The organism is Methyloterricola oryzae (assembly GCF_000934725.1).
Classification (GTDB): Bacteria; Pseudomonadota; Gammaproteobacteria; order Methylococcales; family Methylococcaceae; genus Methyloterricola; species Methyloterricola oryzae.
This window is the reverse complement of sequence record NZ_JYNS01000011.1, coordinates 80,338-97,415: the sequence shown is the minus strand read 5'-3', so window position 1 is coordinate 97,415 and position 17,078 is coordinate 80,338. Positions and strand designations below refer to the sequence as shown.

The following is a 17,078-nucleotide window of genomic DNA, read 5'->3' as shown; positions in this document are numbered from 1 at the left end:
TTCAATACCCTGTTAAGTCGAAGACGCTGCTTGGCGGCAGTGGGAATTGAAAGTAGGTCCGGATCCGGTCGGGCCATGGGGTCAAGCGTTTCATTAACGTCAAAGCCTATCCGAACAGAGATTTTCGGTTATGGCTGGCTGGCCCTAGCCAGAGTGCGGTGCTCGGTAGGTTAAGTTGGAAGGTATGACTCCGCGAGGTATCATAAATGTTTGGTCACCAGCACGACGCCCGGTTCGTCGGGTTTGGAGCGGTGGGTAAAGCCTAATTTGGTCATCAGGTACAGCATCTTTACGTTGTTGGCCAATACTTCGCCGTGCAGCGAGTTGAAACCCTTCTCCCGCGCCGCGTCGATGACGCAACTCATGAGGCGGGTGCCGATGCCTTTGTTCTGCCACTCGTCCAACACTACCAGGGCTATTTCGCCACTTTCCCCGTCCGGGTTGGAGAAATAACGCGCCACGCCAAGTTCGACTTCTGAGGAGTCGCGCTTGATGGTGGCGATGAAGGCGAGTTCCCGGCTGTAGTCCAACTGGGTGAACCGGATCAGCATCTCCTGGCTGAGTTCCTGCAGGGATTCCATGAAGCGGAAATAGCGCGCCTCCGGCGACAGGTTGCGCACGAAGTCCTTTTCCATCTCAGCGTCCTCCGGGCGGATCGGTCGGATGGTGATGTCGGTGCCGTCGAAGAGTTGAAAGGAACTGACCAGATGGCTGGGGTAGGGGTGGATGGCCATGTGATCGTAAGGGCGCTGGCCGGGTGGTTTGTAATGGACCACGATGCGCGCATCGAGGGCCCAGGCGCCATCTTCGTCCACCATCAGCGGATTGATGTCCATCTCCTTGATCTGGGGCAGTTCGCATACCATTTCCGAAACGCGCAACAGCACGTGGGTGACGGCATCCAGGTTGGCCGGAGGCAGGTTGCGGAAGCGCTGCAGCATCCTTGAGACATGGGTCTGCCGGATCATGGAACGGGCGATGTGGTCGTTCAGGGGCGGGAGAGCTACCGCGCGGTCCTTGAGTATCTCCACGGCGGTGCCGCCGGCGCCGAAGGTGATGACGGGGCCAAAGGCCGGGTCGTCGATCACCCCCACCAGTACTTCGCGCCCGTGGGGACGGCGATACATCTTTTCGATGCTGACGCCCTCGACCCGCGCGTCGGGCTTGGCCTCGCGTACGTGGTCCAGCATCTCGGCAAAAATATGCCGCACCGCCTGGGCGCGGTTGATGTTGAGCCAGACGCCGCCCACGTCGGACTTATGGGTGATGTCGGGCGAGAGAATCTTCATGGCCACTGGGAAACCGAGGTATTCCGCCGCGGCCAGCGCTTCGTTGGGTGTGCGTGCGGTCATGGCCGGCAACATGGGCACGTTGAAAGCCCGCAGCAAGGCCTTGGTTTCCAGCGAACTGAGCAGAGTGCGGTCTTCCGCCAGGGCGCCTTCGATGATGAGTTGAGCGCCTTCCACATCCGGCGCATCGAGTTCCGCCAGAGGCCCTGGCGCTTGCATCAACAGTTCCTGGTTGCGACGGAATTCCGACAGATAGCCGAAAGCCTCCAGTGCGCTCTCGGGATTGATGAAGGTGGGGATGCGTTTGCGCGCGAAGGCTTCACGGCCTTTGCGTACCTGTTTTTCTCCCAGCCAGCAGCTGAGGATCGGCTTGCGCTGCGGATTGGCCGCCTTGATCACGGCATGAGCGGCATCGGTAGGTTCGGTCATGGCCTGCGGCGTCAACATCACCAGGACCCCATCCACCTGCTCGTCGGCCAGGCAGATCTCCGTCGCCGCGCGATAGCGCTCGGGCGTGGCGTCGCCCAAAATGTCCACGGGATTGTTGTGCGACCAGCTTTTGGGCAATGCCTGGTTCAGGCGGCCAATGGTGCTTTCGCTTAACTCTGCGAGCCGGATGCCCTGTTCCACGGCCCGGTCTGTGGCCATCACGCCGGGTCCACCCGCATTGGTGATGATGGCCAGGCGGTTTCCCGACACCCGTTGTGGTGTCGAGAGCAATTGCGCGGCGGCGAACAACTGCTCGATGGTGTTGGCGCGCACCACGCCGGCGCGCTCCAACGCGGCGTCGAAGACATCGTCCGAACCTACCAGGGAGCCGGTGTGGGACATGGCGGCGCGGGAGCCTTCCGCGTGCCGGCCTGCCTTGATCACGATCACCGGCTTGAGTCGCGCCGCGGCCCTGAGGCCGCTCATGAAGTTTCGTGCGTCCCGCACCCCCTCCACATACATGAGGATGCTGCGGGTTTGGGGGTCCATCGACAGATAATCGAGGATGTCGCCAAAGCCCACGTCCGCGGTGTCGCCTACCGAGACCATGGCGGAAAAGCCCACCTGATGGCCGCTGGCCCAGTCCAAGATGGCGGTGCACAGGGCGCCGGACTGTGAGATGAGCGCCAGGGAACCGCTCTGAGCCACGTTGTTGCTGAAGGTGGCATTGAGTCCGATGGCGGGCCGCATCAGCCCCAAACAGTTGGGGCCAAGAATTCGTATGTTGGCCCGACGTGCCTCGTCCAGTAGCGAACGCTCCAGTGCCTTCCCCGCCCCCGCCTGCTCTCCGAATCCGGCGGAAAGGATGATGGCGGCTTGCACGTGGTGCTCGCCGCAGGCATTGATGAGCCCCGGAACCGTGGCCGCAGGTGTTGCGACGACCGCCAGGTCCACGGTCTCGCCGATTTCATGGATCGAGTGATAACAAGGTTTGTCGCCGATCTGCTGGTATTTGGGGTTGACCGGATAGACTGGCCCTTTGAAGCCGGAAGCGATCAGATTGTGGTAGACGCGTCCACCCACCGATTCGGGCAGTTCGCTGGCGCCGAACACGGCGATGGACCTCGGGTTGAACAGGTGTTCCAGATAATGCCTACCCATTGTGGGTCTCCCTGGGCGAATTCGTATGTGAAGGCGAGCTTCAAGTATCGAGGTTGGGGGCTAGAGCCGGGCAGTCAGAATCTCGGCCAATTCCGCGTCGGTCAGTAGGAGTGGATTGGTCTGCATGCTGCTTCCCCTTGCGTTGGCAACAATGCGGTCGATGTCGCCTGCATGGATACCGAACTCGCCCAATCGCTTGAGACCGAGACGGCGGGTCCATTCCCTGAGCAGTTCGACCAGCGCCATTGCCGCGTGATGATCATCAGTATAGGCCTGGCTGTTCAGTAGCGCGCTGACCTGCGCATACTTCGCCAATGCCGGGCTGTCCTCGCCGCGCTCGCACAAGGCGCGCACATTGACCGCCGTCGCTTCCGCCAGCAATGTCCCGCAAGCAATGCCGTGGAGAATGGGAAAAAAGGCGCCCAGCGGTGCGGCGAGGCCGTGCACGCTGCCGAGCCCAGCTTGCGCCAGGGTAATGCCGGAAAGCAGCGACGCATAGGCGATGGCGGCCCTGCCTAAGCGAGCCGCATCGCCGTCACCGCCCGCCAGGGCGTCGAAGAAGCCGCGCCGGAACCACTCCATACCGCTCAGGGCGAGCGCATCGGTGAATGGGTTGGCCTTGGCGGAGACATAGGATTCCAGTAACTGGGTGAAGGCGTCCATGCCATCGGCCGCAATGAGGTCCGGCGGGCAGGTGGCCAGCAAATCCGGGTCGACGATGGCATATTCCGGCACTAGGGTGTCGTGGCGGAAGGATTTCTTGAAACCGGTCTCACCGTGGCGGCTCAGGACCGCGTTCTTAGTGGCTTCGCTGCCCGTTCCCGCGGTGGTAGGCACGGCGATGAAGGGCAGGGCGGGGCCCTGGTAGGGAATATCGCGGCCGACACCTTCCAGGTGATCCATCACCGAGTTTCCGAAAGGCAAAAGTCCCGCGATGGCCTTGCCAGCATCCAGCACGCTACCGCCGCCAATGGCCACCACCGAGGAGACGCCCGTGCCATGCCAGCGCGCTACAGCCTCGTCTACCAGGTCTGGGGACGGTTCGCCGCTTATCCGCATGTCTACCGTCGCGACGCCGAATCCGGTCAATTGGTCTTGCAGCCAGACCCAGTGGGTTGAATCACGGAAGGAGCGCGCGCCCGTGATCAGGAGGGTTCGGACACCAAACTGCCGGACCAGGGAGGGCAGGGCTTGCAACTGGCCCGCCCCGAACAGGATGCGAGGCAGACGGCCGATGGCAAAAGGCGAAAGGGTCATGCAGGAATCCGGGTTAGCCGGATACCTCCGAACGTGCAGCCTTGCGCCGATGCCACCAAATGTAACCGGCAACCAGGAGTGCGCTGAAGGCAATCACATCCAGAACCGCCTGATGAGAGTATTTCAGGATCAGTTCCTCGTTCTCACCGATGAAGTAGCCGATCCAGGCCAACACGGTGACCCAGATGGCAGACCCCAGCAGGGTGTATAGTGAGAAGCGCAGGTGATTCATGCCGGCCAGACCGGCGGGCAGTGAGATGAGGTGCCGCACCACCGGCAAAAGTCTGCCGATGAAGGTGGAGATTTCGCCGTGGCGTCGGAAATATGTCTCCACCTGTTCGAAGTGCTCCTCGGTGATCCAGACGTAGCGACCGTATTTGAGTAAGAGCGGTCGGCCCAGATAGCGGGCGGCAAAATAGTTGGCGTAGGCTCCCACCAGGCTGCCCAGGGTGCCGGACATTATCACCAGCCCCATGTGCATCTTGCCTTGCTGGGCCAGATAGCCCGCCGGCGGGATCACCACCTCGCTGGGTACGGGGATGACCGAGCTTTCCATGGCCATGAGCAGGAACACGCCCAGGTAGCCCATGGCGCCTATGGTGTTCACGAGCCAGTTGATGAGTTCATGCAGCACAGTAGTCTCCGGGAGTCTTGTGTCAGTTCAGAAAACGCGGAATAAATTCATCCTGGGTTGCTTCGGCAAAGGCAGTGATTTTGGCGGAGCGTGCCTGCACCGTGAGAACCGCGAATAGGCCCGCGGCTCCTTCAGGCCACGCCATCCAGCAGTGGGACGAAGATGACAGGCTCCAGGGTTTCCACCTCGTAGTCGTTCTCGCTGCGGGTGATGCGCTGCAGCACTTGAGCGCGCGCGTCACCGACCGGGAGCACCAGCACGCCGCCGGGTTTCAACTGTTCCAGCAGCGCCTTGGGCGGTTCTTCCGGAGCCGCAGTGACGATAATGCCGTCAAATGGCCCGTATTCCTCCCAGCCCCATGTGCCATCGGTGTGCTTCATGCGTACGTTGCGCAGGTGCAGGTCCTGCAGGCAGCGGCGTGCTCGTTGCTGCAGGGGATAGATGCGTTCCACGGAGTAGACCAGCTTGACCAGTTGGGCGAGGACGGCGGTCTGGTAGCCGGAACCGGTGCCCACCTCGAGGACCTTCTGCGGGGACCCATGCTCCAGCAGCAGTTCCGTCATGCGGGCGACAATGTATGGCTGGGAAATGGTCTGGTTGAAGCCGATGGGCAGGGGGGTGTCGTCATAGGCGCGGCTGGCGAAGGCTTCCTCCACGAAAATATGCCGTGGCGTTTCCAACATGGTGTCCAACACCAACTCATTGCGCACGCCCTGTTCGCGAATGCGGGCCACCATGCGCTCCCGGGTTCGCCGGGAGGTCATGCCGATTCCTTGGATGCGCTGATTCATGCGGCGATTCCGTCAGGCAGCCAGTCGGCCAGGCGCTCCAGGGTTTCGTAGCGGGTCAGATCGATCTGCAGCGGTGTGACCGAGACAAAATTGTGCCGCAGGGCGTGAAAATCTGTGCCGGGGCCGGCATCCTGCTCCGGGCCGGCTAAACCCACCCAGAAGATTTCGCGGCCGCGCGGGTCCGAGGAGCGGATGACGGGCTCCGCCTTGTGCCGTTGCCCAAGCCGGGTCGCCTGAAAACCCTTGATTTCCGCCATTGGTACATCCGGCACGTTGACGTTGAGGATTGTATCCGCCGGCAGGGGATGGCGCCGAATCTGCCCGAATAGCGTGACAGCCACCTGGGCGGCCGTGTCGAAATGGCAGGGCACCACGCCGGCGAGGGATATTGCGATGGCGGGAAGGCCCAGAAAGCGCCCTTCGGTGGCCGCAGCCACGGTGCCCGAATAGATGACATCGTCACCCATGTTGGCGCCGTGGTTGATTCCGGCGAAGACCATGTCGGGCTCCCGGTCCAGCAGGCCGGTTATCGCGAGGTGTACACAGTCCGTCGGGGTTCCGTCCACCTTGATGAATCCGGATTCCGTGGTCGTGGCGCGAAGTGGCCGGTCAAGGGTGAGGGAGTTGCTGGCTCCGCTGCGATTGCGCTCCGGTGCCACCACGGTGATGTCAGCCAGACCTTTGAGCGCATTAGCCAGGGCGATTAATCCCGGGGCGGAATAACCGTCATCGTTGCTCAGGAGTATGTGCATGTTCGCCTGAAAATCAGTCTGTGGCCGACATTCTAGCATTTCTGCACCCCGAAAAGAGGCCGTCCCAATGCAACAGTCAAGTGGCGCTTTCGGACTTTTTGCGAGGCTTCTTCGGTAATTGCATAATTCTTCGGGTGGGAAATTTGTACGCCTGCGTCAATGTGTCACAATGAAGTCGGATTCCCCATCGTCGACCTGCGGTCTTGATGCTGTGGCCGATTTGGTTGCGCGTATCGGGATGCGAAGGATAGCCTCGAGTCAATCAAAAAAGCAGGTGAAAGCCATGACTACTTGGGGTTTTGCAATCAAGGCCGCGTTGCGGCTATCCCTTCTACTTGCGTTGTCCACCGTTGCCCAGGCCGACTGGTCGACAGGCAGCTTGCACCGCTACAGTGATGGGCAGGAACTCTACTCCTATAGCTTGAATGTGACCGGTGAAAACCACACCTTTGAGTTTCAAAAGAACCCGGGGAACCAGGACGACAAATTGAAGGCCGCAGTGCATGTTTTGCAGACCGTTTATGACGACGGCTCGATCAACCCGAGGCACAGCAGCTTTTTTACCAAGGAAGGGGCGAAATGCTTTGTCTTTGACGGCAACTTCCACACGTACACTTCCTGCTTCCTGCCCAATGACTACTCTCCCGGAAACGAGGAAAGATTTTGGGGCTATGTCACCCGGGTTCCGAACGGGCTCTGGCTGCTGACATATAATCTGCTTCCGGCGTTGCTCATCCTTGGGGGCTCCGCATTTTTCATGCTACGCGAGAAGCCGGTGGCTTCGCCGGAAGGTCGAGGCGAGACCGATCATCCGGTCCTCCGAGGATAAGACAAACAACCTGAAAATCTGATCCGATTCGCCGTGTCATGTCCACAGACGGATCTGGCCAAGCCTTAAAACAATAAGACGGAGATCGTTGATGCACGTGAATGCGCTGGACACTCTGGAACTCATGGCGAAGAAGGTGCTGGCCTGGCCCTTCTATCACAAGTTCGAGAATCAAAGCCCTTTGATGCAACGCTTGATCGTGGTGGCGTCGCTGGCGATGTACACCACGGTCATCCTGGGCTTCCTCTACTACTTCGTCAATCCCATAGTCGCCTACGGTTCCCTTGCCAGCATCCTGGCGGGTTTGGCCACCGGTCTGGGATCCCTGCCTGCGCTCTTCTTCAATGAGGTCAAGCAACGGACGCTCTACATCATGCTGGGCGGCGCCGCCGGCGTCATGCTGGCGGCTACGGCCTTTTCCCTGGTAGTGCCGGGCATTCAGTATGGAAATGCCATCTGGCCGGGGAAAGGTATCTACATAGTGGCTTTGGGCATGCTGATCGGTGCCGTTTTTCTAGAAGTGGCGGACCGCATGCTGCCGCATCACGGCCCCTTTGAGGACCGTTCGGAATTGATCGGGTCGCTGCGCAAGATCTGGCTCTTCATCATCGCGATCACCGTGCATAACTTTCCGGAAGGCATGGCGGTGGGCGTCAGCTTCGGCTCTGGCGACTGGCATAATGGGGCTTCCTTAGCCATAGCCATCGCACTGCAGAACATCCCTGAAGGCTTGGCCGTCGCGTTGCCCCTTGTCGGCCTAGGATACAGCCGCAAGCAGGCGGTGCTGATAGGCACGCTCAGCGGTTTGGTTGAGCCCATCGGCGGATTCCTAGGGGTTGCCGCGGTGACGGTGTTCTCGTCCCTGTTGCCCTTTGGCATGGCCTTCGCCGCCGGCGCCATGCTTTTCGTGATCAGTGACGACATCATTCCGGAGACCCAGTCCAAGGGTAAGGAGCGTATGGCTACTTTCGCCGTGATGGTGGGTTTCGTCATTATGATGATACTGGACAACATGCTGAGTTGATCTAAGCCTCCATGAGTTGTCTGCTGCCGTCCCACTGGCAGGAGTGGGTCTCGGGCGCTGCCGGGGAAGACGCACTGCGTTGGTTGAGCGTTTCGGGCAGTTCCTTTGCCCTTATCGCCGCTGCCGAGATCGGTGACAAGAGCCAGTTGGTCTGCATGACTCTGGCAGGGCGCTACCGAGCGACGCCCATCGTGGCCGGCGCATCGGCCGCGTTTGCGCTTCTAAATCTATTGGCGGTTCTGTTTGGCGCGGCGCTCGCGCGCTGGATTCCTGCGGATGTCCTGGGCCTCTCGGTCATCATTCTGTTCACCGCTTTCGGACTCAAGGCGCTGCTTGCCAGTGACGATGAGGACGAAGGCGATGGCGTGGAGAAGAGTGGCCACGGCATTTTCGTGACGACGTTTCTGCTGATTTTTGCCGCCGAGTTCGGTGACAAGACGCAGCTTGCGGTCGCGGGTTTGGGGGCCACCTTACCGCCGCTGCCCATCTGGGTTGGCGCGACTTTGGCCCTCGTGGGTACTTCGGCGGCCGGTGTGTGGGCAGGAAAGGCGTTCCTGCGCCATCTGCCGGTACACTGGCTGCATCGGCTCAGCGGCCTATTTTTCCTTGGTTTTGCGGCCTTCGCCGCTTGGGAGTGGGTGCCCGAGCATATGGACACCTTGGTCGGCCGTATCCTGTCGATCTTCCAGCGCTAAGTCGCTTTTTCCTCCATTCTCAGCATTTCTGGCGCTTGCCGGCCGGCAAGGCCCGTCAAAATTCCATCGTAATCAGGCTTCAGATGCGGCGAAAATTTGCCGCTGCCGCCTATCTTCATCTCCCCGAAATCTGTTCAGGATTCCGTTGAAGCCCTGCAATTAAAGGCTCTCAGGCTTTTGGCACGGTAGTTGATTGACTAGTCCCGAAAATGCCGGGTTTGGAAGCATTTCCCATCATCACGGTTTTGAGACGAAGTGACCTCGATGGTGTACGTATCTCCGGCCAACTAGATATCTCAACAAATTGTTAGGAGATGTGTCATGGCACAAGTCATCAATACCAACATCGCGTCCCTCAACGCCCAGCGAAACCTGTCCAAATCCGGCGTTGCCATGAATACGGCCATGGAGCGCCTTTCCTCAGGACTACGCATCAATAGCGCCCGCGACGATGCGGCGGGTCTTGCGATTTCCGATCGCATGACCTCGCAAATTCGAGGCCTCAATCAAGCGGCACGCAACGCCAACGACGGCATTTCAGTGTCGCAGGTTGCTGAAGGAGCTTTGGGAGAAATCACGGGTGTTCTGCAGCGTATGCGCGAGTTGGCGGTGCAGGCGGCGAACGATACCAACACCGCTTCCGATCGGCTTTCTATCCAGAAAGAAGTCCAGCAGCTACAGCAGGAAGTCACTCGCATCGCTACCCAGACACAATTCAACGGCAAAAGTATTCTAAATGGCGATTTCGTGGCACAGAAATTCCAGATCGGCGCTTACGCTGACCAAACCATCAGCTTTTCCATAGGGAGTGCCCGGGCGATCGATATTGGCGCAAACTCTTTGGTTAGTACAGCCGCCGCAGTTTCTGGTTCCGCCGCAAGCGCCGTGACTGGGACGAGCGCGTTTGCCGCTAGTACGGCCTCGGGCGGCAGAATATCTAATCAAACACTAACAATCACGGGCTCAACTGGAACGCCGACAACGGTGACGCTGGCAAGTGGCACCGGGACGGGGGCCAAACAGTTGAGTGCCCGGGACGTGGCGGAAAAAGTCAATGCCGCGGCCGCTACTACCGCTGTTAATGCGTCAGCTGTGACTAAAGCCTATGTCAGCAACTTTACCGTGGCAGGCACGTTCCAGATGAGCCTGTATGGAGCGAACGAAGCTACCGCTACTTCCAGTGGCATACAGGTAACAGCGACCATAACGGACACCAATGATCTTTCCGCACTGGAGCAGGCGATCAACAATGTGAGTTCCGCGACTGGAATTACCGCGGAGTTGAGTGCAGACAAAGCCAGTCTTACCTTGACTCAGCAGGAAGGTTACAACATAGGAATCGAAGGGTTTAAGAACGCGAACGCCGTAACAGGTGCAGGTGGCGGCACCTTCAAGCTGCAAACTGTAGATGCCAGTTCTACAGCGACGGCTCCTGCGGGATTTCTGGTAGGTAGTCAAGCCACTCTCGCAGCTGGGTCTTCGGGTGCGGGTGTTGTGATAGGTACCGTTGAATTCAGCTCTTCGGCCGGATATTCCATCACGAGTACTGCTGATTCAGGGTTCCCCGCTAACACCTTGTTTGCATCGGCAACCCAGGCAAGTACTTTGTCGAACGTCGGCGAAGCGACGGTGGCGACTCAAGTCCAGGCCAACGATGCCATAAAGCGAATAGACGGCGCTCTGGCATTCATCGATGACATGAGGGCAACCTTGGGTGCGTTGCAGAACCGGTTTACTTCTGCCATCAGCAGCATGCAGTCCAGTGCGGAGAATGTGAGTGCGGCCCGGAGCCGAATCCAGGACGCCGATTTCGCGGCCGAGACTGCCGAATTGAGCCGGACGCAGATTCTACAGCAAGCGGGTACTGCGATGCTTTCCCAGGCGAATGCGTCTACGCAGAACGTTCTGCAACTCCTGCAGGGCTAGCCTGACAAGACCATCGGAATATTCGGCGGGCGTGGTGATCTCGCCATCCTTAAAAAGCCCCGCCCCTTGAAGGGCGGGGCTTTTAGTACACGGACAGAACCTATGCTAGCTCCTGCCTCTATTCCAGAGGATTTCTTCGGAGGTCCAGCAACATAAAGATTTTGAAGACTGCTCCGATACATGGAGCGAGAGCAAACGGATGAAATTGCATCCGAACATTCAAGAATCTCAAGTTCATAGAATCCAGGAGACGTGTCATGGCACAAGTCATCAACACAAACATTGCTTCAATTAACGCGCAGAGAAATCTGTACAAGTCGGGAATAGCCATGAACACGGCGATGGAACGACTGTCTTCAGGTCTGCGTATTAACAGCGCGAAAGACGATGCGGCAGGTCTCGCCATCGCCGACCGCATGTCATCGCAAATCAGGGGTTTGAATCAGGCGCAGCGCAACGCCAATGATGGCATTTCGGTCGCACAAGTTGCCGAAGGTGCGCTGGGCGAGGTGACCGGTGTTCTGCAACGTATGCGCGAACTGGCAGTACAGGCAGCTAACGATACGAACACGGCGTCCGACCGGTTGTCTATTCAGAAGGAAGTGTCGCAACTGCAGCAGGAAATTACCCGCATTGCGACTCAGACCCAATTCAATGGAAAAAATGTTCTGAACGGCGATTTCACCGCACAGAAATTTCAGATTGGCGCCTACTCCGAGCAGACAATCAGTTTCTCGATTGGAAGTGCGCGTGCTACTGATATTGGGGCAAACAGTCTTGTCTCCAATGGTTCTGCCACTGGTGTATCCGGAACTGCCGCCAACGCAGTCACAGGTACCAGCGTTTTCGCCGCAGGTACCGCGGCCTCGGGTGGGTTCATTCAAGCTCAAACGTTGACAATCACGGGTTCCACTGGTACGCCAACAGCAGTGGGCGTCTCGGGTTCAGCGACACATAACATCAGTGCCAAGTACGTTGCTGACGCAGTCAACGGTGCTGCCGCTACGACGAATGTTAACGCGACCGCTGTTACCAAGGCATATTTGTCTGGATTGACTGCTAGCGGTACATTCCAGATGGAGTTGTTTGGATCAAACGAAGCGACCAAGGCGGCGGATACAGGGGTTCTGATCACAACTAATATTACGAATGCAAATGATCTAAGCGACTTAGCCAACGCAATCAACAATGTTGCATCTGCAACTGGTATCACGGCTGAACTAAGCGCAGATAAAGCATCAATTACGATGACGCAGTCGCAAGGCTACAACATTGGGATTCAAAACTTCAAGAATGCCAACGGCGCGACGGGCTCATCCGCCGGCCAGCTGAATCTTCAGACCGTCAATGCAAGCTCTACTCAGACAGCCGCAGTGGCCGGCTCCGGTGGTTTCTTGATCGGTGCGAAGACCACCCTTACTTCCGTTGCCGCAGGCGCTGCTTCCGGTTCAGCGGTGGTTGTGGGAACCGTTGCTTTCAGTTCGTCACAAGGCTATTCAATAACCACGAGTACATCTGGAACGCTGTTTGGCCAGACGACGGTTGCCAGTCAGTTAGACAATGTCGGTAATGCGACGGTCGCGACTCAGAAGCAGGCCAATGACGCAATAAAGCGTATCGATGGTGCACTTTCGTTCGTTGATGACTTGAGAGCTACCTTGGGCGCGATCCAGAACCGCTTCAGCTCCGCAATTAGCAGCATGCAGGTGTCGGTCGAGAATGTGAGTGCAGCACGTAGCCGGGTTCAAGATGCGGACTTTGCATCGGAAACGGCGGAACTGAGCCGGACGCAGATTCTGCAACAGGCCGGTACGGCGATGCTCTCGCAAGCCAACGCCTCGAGCCAGAACGTACTGTCCCTCCTACGCTAGTTGTCTAGAGGTTGGCGGCGGCGCAGAGCGCCGCCGCTGTTTCGCTGAAAGTTAGGAGACGCAAATGGACACCATAAACCCAATCCAAGGCATGAAAGCCGTTCCACTTCCTGCCTGGCAACGGGGACAGGGGGGGCAGGGAAGTGAGGAAGCAGCCAGATCGGCGAGTGATCCTTCTTCAGAAGGTGTGGTTCGCTTAGCTTCACAAGGCCAAGTGGTTGCTCCAGCAACCAAAACTGAGGATGCTACGCTACCGGGTCGGGAAGCGCCGTCGGGGAAGCAGCAGGTAGAAGAAGCCGTAAAGAACGTCAACGATTTTCTTCAAGTGGTAAGACGCTCATTGCAGTTCAAATTGGATGACGATACCGGTCACATGATTGTGCAGATCAAGGATGAGGAAACAGGCGAAGTGATCAGGCAGATCCCTCGGGAGGAGGTAGTCAAGATCGCGAAAGAGCTGGATCGCTTGAAGGGACTGTTGTTCGAGGGCAAGGTCTGACGGGCTGAATGTCAAATAGGCATGTGGCGGGAGGCGTAAAATGGCCAGCATTGTATCTTCGACCGGATTGGGATCAGGCATTGACATCAACGGCCTGGTTACCCAGTTGGTGGAAGCCGAGCAAAAGCCCGTCACAGCCCGCCTAGATAAAAAGGAAGCGGGCATCCAGGCAAAGGTGACTGCGTTTGGCACGTTCAAATCAGCGCTTGCCGACTTCAGAAGCAGCCTTTCCGGGCTGACCAGTCTCAACCAATTCAAGCAGGTCAGCGCGACGTCCAGCAACGAAGACATGCTGACGGTTTCTGCTGCCAGTAATGCCGACCTCGGAAACTACAAGGTCGAGGTCAAGCAACTGGCGCAGTCTCATGCGTTGGCGAGTTCGGGAACGTACAAGACAGCCAATGACCCAGTCGGCACCGGTACGCTGACCATCAAGTTCGGAACCTACACGACCGCTTCGGGTGCATCCGGCACCACAACGACCTTCACCCAAAATGCGGAAAAAGGTAGTTTGACCCTGAATATTGATGGCACCAACAATACGCTGGCTGGGATTCGCGACGCCATCAACAAAGCTAATGCGGGTGTGTCCGCCGCCATACTTTTCAATGGCACGGGCTATCAGTTGGTACTGAATTCGGCGGACAGCGGCGCCAAGAATGCCATGCAAATAACAGGTATTGATGCTCTCCAGTACACCGGCGGGACTGTTGCGGGTGACGCTGCAATACAGACCCAAACTGCGGAGGATGCACTACTCAATATCAATGGACTACCGGTATCCAGCGCAAGCAACACGGTGAGCAATGTCCTGAAAGGGGTGACGTTCAAGTTGCTCAAGGCTGAGGATCCAAATTCAAAAACATTGATCGATGTCGGAATCACCAAGGGTAGCAGCGACGATACGAGCAAGGCGCTAGAGGCTTTTACGAAAGCTTACAATGACTTGTTGTCGACCATCAAGGAAGTGGCGAGTTACGACGCGGAGGCCAAGAAAGCCGGACCTCTGCTTGGAGACCCTGCGGTTCAGGGGGCAATGTCAATGGTGCGAAGCCTTCTGACCCAGCCAATTCCCGGTTTGACGGGATCGGTCAGAAGCTTGGTCGACATCGGTCTTAAAACCAGTGCCGATGGCACGGTAAGCCTGGACAGCAGCAAACTGAGCAAAGCCTTGGAAAGCAATAGGGATGAAGTCGCTGCGTTGTTTTCGGTTATTGGGCGGGCGAGTGATTCTGGCGTGCAGTACGTGGACGCAAACCCCGAGACCCAGCCTGGAAGCTATGGTGTCGAGGTGACGCGTGCAGCAACGCAGGGGACTTTGAAGGGGGGGGGGGCGCTTTCACTGAGCGTCGGCACCCCGCTAGTAATTTCTGCGGGTGTTAATGACAGCTTCAGTATTAACGTTGACGGTGCAGTATCCGGGACGATCAAGCTTACCGCCGGAAATTACACCGACAGTCAGTCGCTTCTGACTGAGATCCAGTCCCGCATCAACGGGGACGAATCGCTGCGCAAAGTGGGCTTGTCCGTGACCGCGTCCTTGGACGAAGGCAACCACTTACTGATCACATCCAAGAGCTTTGGCTCTGCGTCGAAAGTCAGCATGGGTAGTTCCAATGCCACGCTAGGGCTCGATTCGTCTGCCATGGCTACGGATGGAACCGACATTGCGGGAACCATTGGCGGTCTTGCGGCCGAGGGCAAGGGCCAGCAATTGAGTGCTATCGGTGGCGCGGCTACCGGTCTGAAGGTACTGATCGAGGACAACAGCGTAGGTCTCCGAGGGTCGGTCGTGTTCTCCAGGGGGTTGATGGAGCGGCTCAACAAGGCGCTGGGCAGCATTCTGGGTTCGACAGGTTCGGTTGCGGCGCGCAGCGCCGGTATGCAGAAGGACCTTGACCAGATTACCGAAGATCGCACGAAACTCGCTGACCGCATGGAAAAGTTTCAAGCGCGACTTTTGAAACAGTTTACCGCCATGGACTCGCTGGTAGGACAGCTTCAGTCCACGGGTAGCTATTTGAGCCAGCAATTGAAGAATTTGCCGTACAGCGGCAACTCGAATTAGGTGAATCCGGTTTAGCGGAATTCAGCCCACACAACTTTGGAGAATGGCCATGACCCCGGCGCGGCGCGCATTAAACGAATATAAACAGACGAACATTGATGCAGGCGCGGCCTATGCCGATCCGCACACGCTGATTACGATGCTGTTCGATGGAGTGCAAGAGCGGATTTCCATCGCCAAAGGTGCCATGGAGCGTAAGGACTTTGCGACCAAAGGTAAGGCGATCAGCAAGGCCATGGATATCATCGCTTACCTTCAGTCTTGCCTGGATAAAGAAAAAGGTGGGGACCTCGCCTCTAACCTGGATTCCCTCTACGACTATATGATTCGCCGCCTGCTCGATGCCAGCAGTGCAAACAAGCCGGAACTTCTGGACGAGGTCAGTTCGCTGCTGCAGGAAGTTGGTAGCGCCTGGTCGGCAATCCGGGTTGCGGCTAATAAGCAGGTCGAAGGAGAGGCTGCTGCCTCTGTTGGTGAGGTTTGATCATGACCACCATCGAGCGCGATGCTCTGGCCGAGGCCCTGATTGAAACGACCCTGCATCTGAGGCACGCCATCGAATCCGGCGAGCCTGATGCGTTAGAGTCCCTGCAAAGCAAGCGAGTCGTCATTTTGAAAGCTTTGTTTTCGGATCTCGACGACGCGGATTTTTCAGAAGGACGTTGGCTTGAACTGGTTCGGAAGGTTCAGGTATTGAACCGAGAATTAGTTGAACTGGCGCAACAGGCCCGCGATAAGGCGGGTCACGAACTCGCTAATCTCAGACGGATGCGCAAAGCGGAGTCCAACTACTCAAAGATTTACGAGGACACGATCTAAACGCAGGTACTGCGTCAGTCGCGTCCCCTAAGCGCGAAAGTCGCCCCCGTCGAGAAGGCCATCGGGTCAGCCCTTCTTCAATATCCACTCCAAAACCATCTTGCTTCCGAAGTAGGCAAGCATTAGCGCCAGGAAGCCACCCAGGGTCCAGCGGATCGCAATCTGCCCGCGCCAGCCACGGGTCGCTCGGGCTCCCAATAACACGGCAAAAACGAACCAGGCCAGAATCGACAGGATCGTCTTGTGGGCCAGGTGCTGCGCGAACAGGTTCTCGATGAAAAAGAACCCGCTAATCAGAGAGATACTTAACAGTACAAACCCCGCTCCGATCAGCTGAAACAAGAGCTTTTCCATGGTCTGCAACGGTGGCAGGGACCTTACCAGACCGCTACTCTGGTGCCGCCTCAGGTGCCGATCTTGAAATGCGACCAGCAAAGCCTGCAAGGCAGCGATATTCAAGAAACTGTAGGAAAGCATGGAAACCAGGATATGCACATTCATTTGCCATGAATGTGTCTTGAGCACATGCGCTTCTTCGGGAAATACGACGCGTGCCAGGACGATCATTGCAGCCAGAGGGAAAATGACGACCCCCAGCTTATCGATCGGTTTGGTGACAGCGGTCACCAGCAGGATGATGACAATGCTGAGCGCCGCCAGGGACGAGGTGCTGAGGAAACTGAAATTTACGTGCCCGGCGCGGTCGCACATGCCGTTCAGACTCACCGCGTGAAAAAGGGCGGCCAGCCAACCGAGTACGAGTGTGGTCAGCTTCTCACGCTTGGAAACGGGCGACAGGATATAGTCGGAGTTGAACGATTTGACCAGTGCGGCGGTGGCCGCGGCATAGGCGAGAATCGCTGCAATACCCGGCAGGGTAGGGTTCATGGGTCGTCTCCTCAGCGTCTTAGTCTGTCATAATCCTCGGTTGGCGTGAATATGCGTTTGCGCAAAGGCTAACCAAACGCCCGCTTCAGTCCGGAAACTGAAGCTGGGTCCGGCCAAATTGTGTAAAATCTTGATCCTTTAACTTG

General features: G+C 57.7%; 15 protein-coding genes. 9 read left to right on the top strand and 6 right to left on the bottom strand.

Annotated elements, in window-relative coordinates:
* Positions 1–200: 200 nt before the first annotated feature.
* The 5 genes from EK23_RS14830 to surE form a co-directional block, all read right to left on the bottom strand.
* Complete coding sequence (locus EK23_RS14830; protein ID WP_045226158.1) at positions 201–2,879, bottom strand: bifunctional acetate--CoA ligase family protein/GNAT family N-acetyltransferase; 2,679 nt, start codon at positions 2,877–2,879, stop codon at positions 201–203.
* A 60-nt stretch (positions 2,880–2,939) separates the two neighbouring features.
* Positions 2,940–4,136, bottom strand: a complete 1,197-nt coding sequence (locus EK23_RS14825) for an iron-containing alcohol dehydrogenase (protein WP_045226157.1) — start codon at positions 4,134–4,136, stop codon at positions 2,940–2,942.
* Between the two features lie 13 nt (positions 4,137–4,149).
* The gene (locus tag EK23_RS14820; protein WP_200892167.1) at positions 4,150–4,770 is read right to left on the bottom strand and encodes a DedA family protein; all 621 of its coding nucleotides are present in this window, start codon (positions 4,768–4,770) and stop codon (positions 4,150–4,152) included.
* Between the two features lie 131 nt (positions 4,771–4,901).
* Positions 4,902–5,561 carry a protein-L-isoaspartate(D-aspartate) O-methyltransferase gene (locus EK23_RS14815; protein ID WP_045226156.1) on the bottom strand — a complete coding sequence of 220 codons (660 nt, stop codon included), beginning with the start codon at positions 5,559–5,561 and terminating at the stop codon, positions 4,902–4,904.
* Positions 5,558–6,313 carry a 5'/3'-nucleotidase SurE gene (gene surE, locus EK23_RS14810; RefSeq protein WP_045226155.1) on the bottom strand — a complete coding sequence of 252 codons (756 nt, stop codon included), beginning with the start codon at positions 6,311–6,313 and terminating at the stop codon, positions 5,558–5,560. The genes EK23_RS14815 and surE overlap by 4 nt, the downstream gene beginning before the upstream one ends.
* 169 nt (positions 6,314–6,482) lie before the next feature.
* On the opposite strand from surE, the gene EK23_RS14805 reads away from it, so the two are divergent.
* The 9 genes from EK23_RS14805 (at position 6,483) to EK23_RS14765 (ending at position 16,044) form a co-directional block, all read left to right on the top strand.
* Entirely contained in the window at positions 6,483–7,142 is a 660-nt protein-coding gene (locus EK23_RS14805) for a hypothetical protein (protein ID WP_145998676.1), read from the top strand.
* A 91-nt stretch (positions 7,143–7,233) separates the two neighbouring features.
* Positions 7,234–8,166, top strand: a complete 933-nt coding sequence (locus EK23_RS14800) for a ZIP family metal transporter (protein WP_235282083.1) — start codon at positions 7,234–7,236, stop codon at positions 8,164–8,166.
* 11 nt (positions 8,167–8,177) lie between these two features.
* Entirely contained in the window at positions 8,178–8,861 is a 684-nt protein-coding gene (locus EK23_RS14795) for a TMEM165/GDT1 family protein (RefSeq protein ID WP_082054220.1), read from the top strand.
* A 321-nt stretch (positions 8,862–9,182) separates the two neighbouring features.
* On the top strand, positions 9,183–10,787 hold the full coding sequence (locus tag EK23_RS24235; protein WP_045226153.1) for a flagellin N-terminal helical domain-containing protein: 1,605 nt from the start codon (positions 9,183–9,185) through the stop codon (positions 10,785–10,787).
* 257 nt (positions 10,788–11,044) lie between these two features.
* Positions 11,045–12,658 carry a flagellin N-terminal helical domain-containing protein gene (locus tag EK23_RS24230; RefSeq protein WP_045226152.1) on the top strand — a complete coding sequence of 538 codons (1,614 nt, stop codon included), beginning with the start codon at positions 11,045–11,047 and terminating at the stop codon, positions 12,656–12,658.
* A gap of 64 nt (positions 12,659–12,722) precedes the next feature.
* Positions 12,723–13,157, top strand: coding sequence for a flagellar protein FlaG (locus EK23_RS22600; RefSeq protein ID WP_082054219.1), 435 nt, complete (start codon positions 12,723–12,725; stop codon positions 13,155–13,157).
* 40 nt (positions 13,158–13,197) lie between these two features.
* The gene (gene fliD, locus EK23_RS14775; RefSeq protein WP_045226151.1) at positions 13,198–15,225 is read left to right on the top strand and encodes a flagellar filament capping protein FliD; all 2,028 of its coding nucleotides are present in this window, start codon (positions 13,198–13,200) and stop codon (positions 15,223–15,225) included.
* Between the two features lie 49 nt (positions 15,226–15,274).
* Positions 15,275–15,709 (top strand): flagellar export chaperone FliS, encoded by a 435-nt coding sequence (fliS, locus tag EK23_RS14770; protein WP_045226150.1) that lies wholly within the window; start codon positions 15,275–15,277, stop codon positions 15,707–15,709.
* A gap of 2 nt (positions 15,710–15,711) precedes the next feature.
* Entirely contained in the window at positions 15,712–16,044 is a 333-nt protein-coding gene (locus tag EK23_RS14765) for a flagellar protein FliT (protein WP_045226149.1), read from the top strand.
* A gap of 66 nt (positions 16,045–16,110) precedes the next feature.
* Here the strand turns inward: EK23_RS14765 and EK23_RS14760 are convergent, their stop codons facing one another.
* Positions 16,111–16,932, bottom strand: coding sequence for a cytochrome C assembly family protein (locus EK23_RS14760; protein WP_045226148.1), 822 nt, complete (start codon positions 16,930–16,932; stop codon positions 16,111–16,113).
* Between the last annotated feature and the right edge of the window lie 146 nt (positions 16,933–17,078).

Coding starts and splice junctions, on each gene's coding strand:
- EK23_RS14830 (WP_045226158.1), bottom strand. CDS start 2,879: ATGGGTAGGCATTATCTGGAACACCTGTTCAACCCGAGGTCCATCGCC.
- EK23_RS14825 (WP_045226157.1), bottom strand. CDS start 4,136: ATGACCCTTTCGCCTTTTGCCATCGGCCGTCTGCCTCGCATCCTGTTC.
- EK23_RS14815 (WP_045226156.1), bottom strand. CDS start 5,561: ATGAATCAGCGCATCCAAGGAATCGGCATGACCTCCCGGCGAACCCGG.
- surE (WP_045226155.1), bottom strand. CDS start 6,313: ATGCACATACTCCTGAGCAACGATGACGGTTATTCCGCCCCGGGATTA.
- EK23_RS14805 (WP_145998676.1), top strand. CDS start 6,483: ATGAAGTCGGATTCCCCATCGTCGACCTGCGGTCTTGATGCTGTGGCC.
- EK23_RS14800 (WP_235282083.1), top strand. CDS start 7,234: ATGCACGTGAATGCGCTGGACACTCTGGAACTCATGGCGAAGAAGGTG.
- EK23_RS14795 (WP_082054220.1), top strand. CDS start 8,178: ATGAGTTGTCTGCTGCCGTCCCACTGGCAGGAGTGGGTCTCGGGCGCT.
- EK23_RS24235 (WP_045226153.1), top strand. CDS start 9,183: ATGGCACAAGTCATCAATACCAACATCGCGTCCCTCAACGCCCAGCGA.
- EK23_RS24230 (WP_045226152.1), top strand. CDS start 11,045: ATGGCACAAGTCATCAACACAAACATTGCTTCAATTAACGCGCAGAGA.
- EK23_RS22600 (WP_082054219.1), top strand. CDS start 12,723: ATGGACACCATAAACCCAATCCAAGGCATGAAAGCCGTTCCACTTCCT.
- fliD (WP_045226151.1), top strand. CDS start 13,198: ATGGCCAGCATTGTATCTTCGACCGGATTGGGATCAGGCATTGACATC.
- fliS (WP_045226150.1), top strand. CDS start 15,275: ATGACCCCGGCGCGGCGCGCATTAAACGAATATAAACAGACGAACATT.
- EK23_RS14765 (WP_045226149.1), top strand. CDS start 15,712: ATGACCACCATCGAGCGCGATGCTCTGGCCGAGGCCCTGATTGAAACG.
- EK23_RS14760 (WP_045226148.1), bottom strand. CDS start 16,932: ATGAACCCTACCCTGCCGGGTATTGCAGCGATTCTCGCCTATGCCGCG.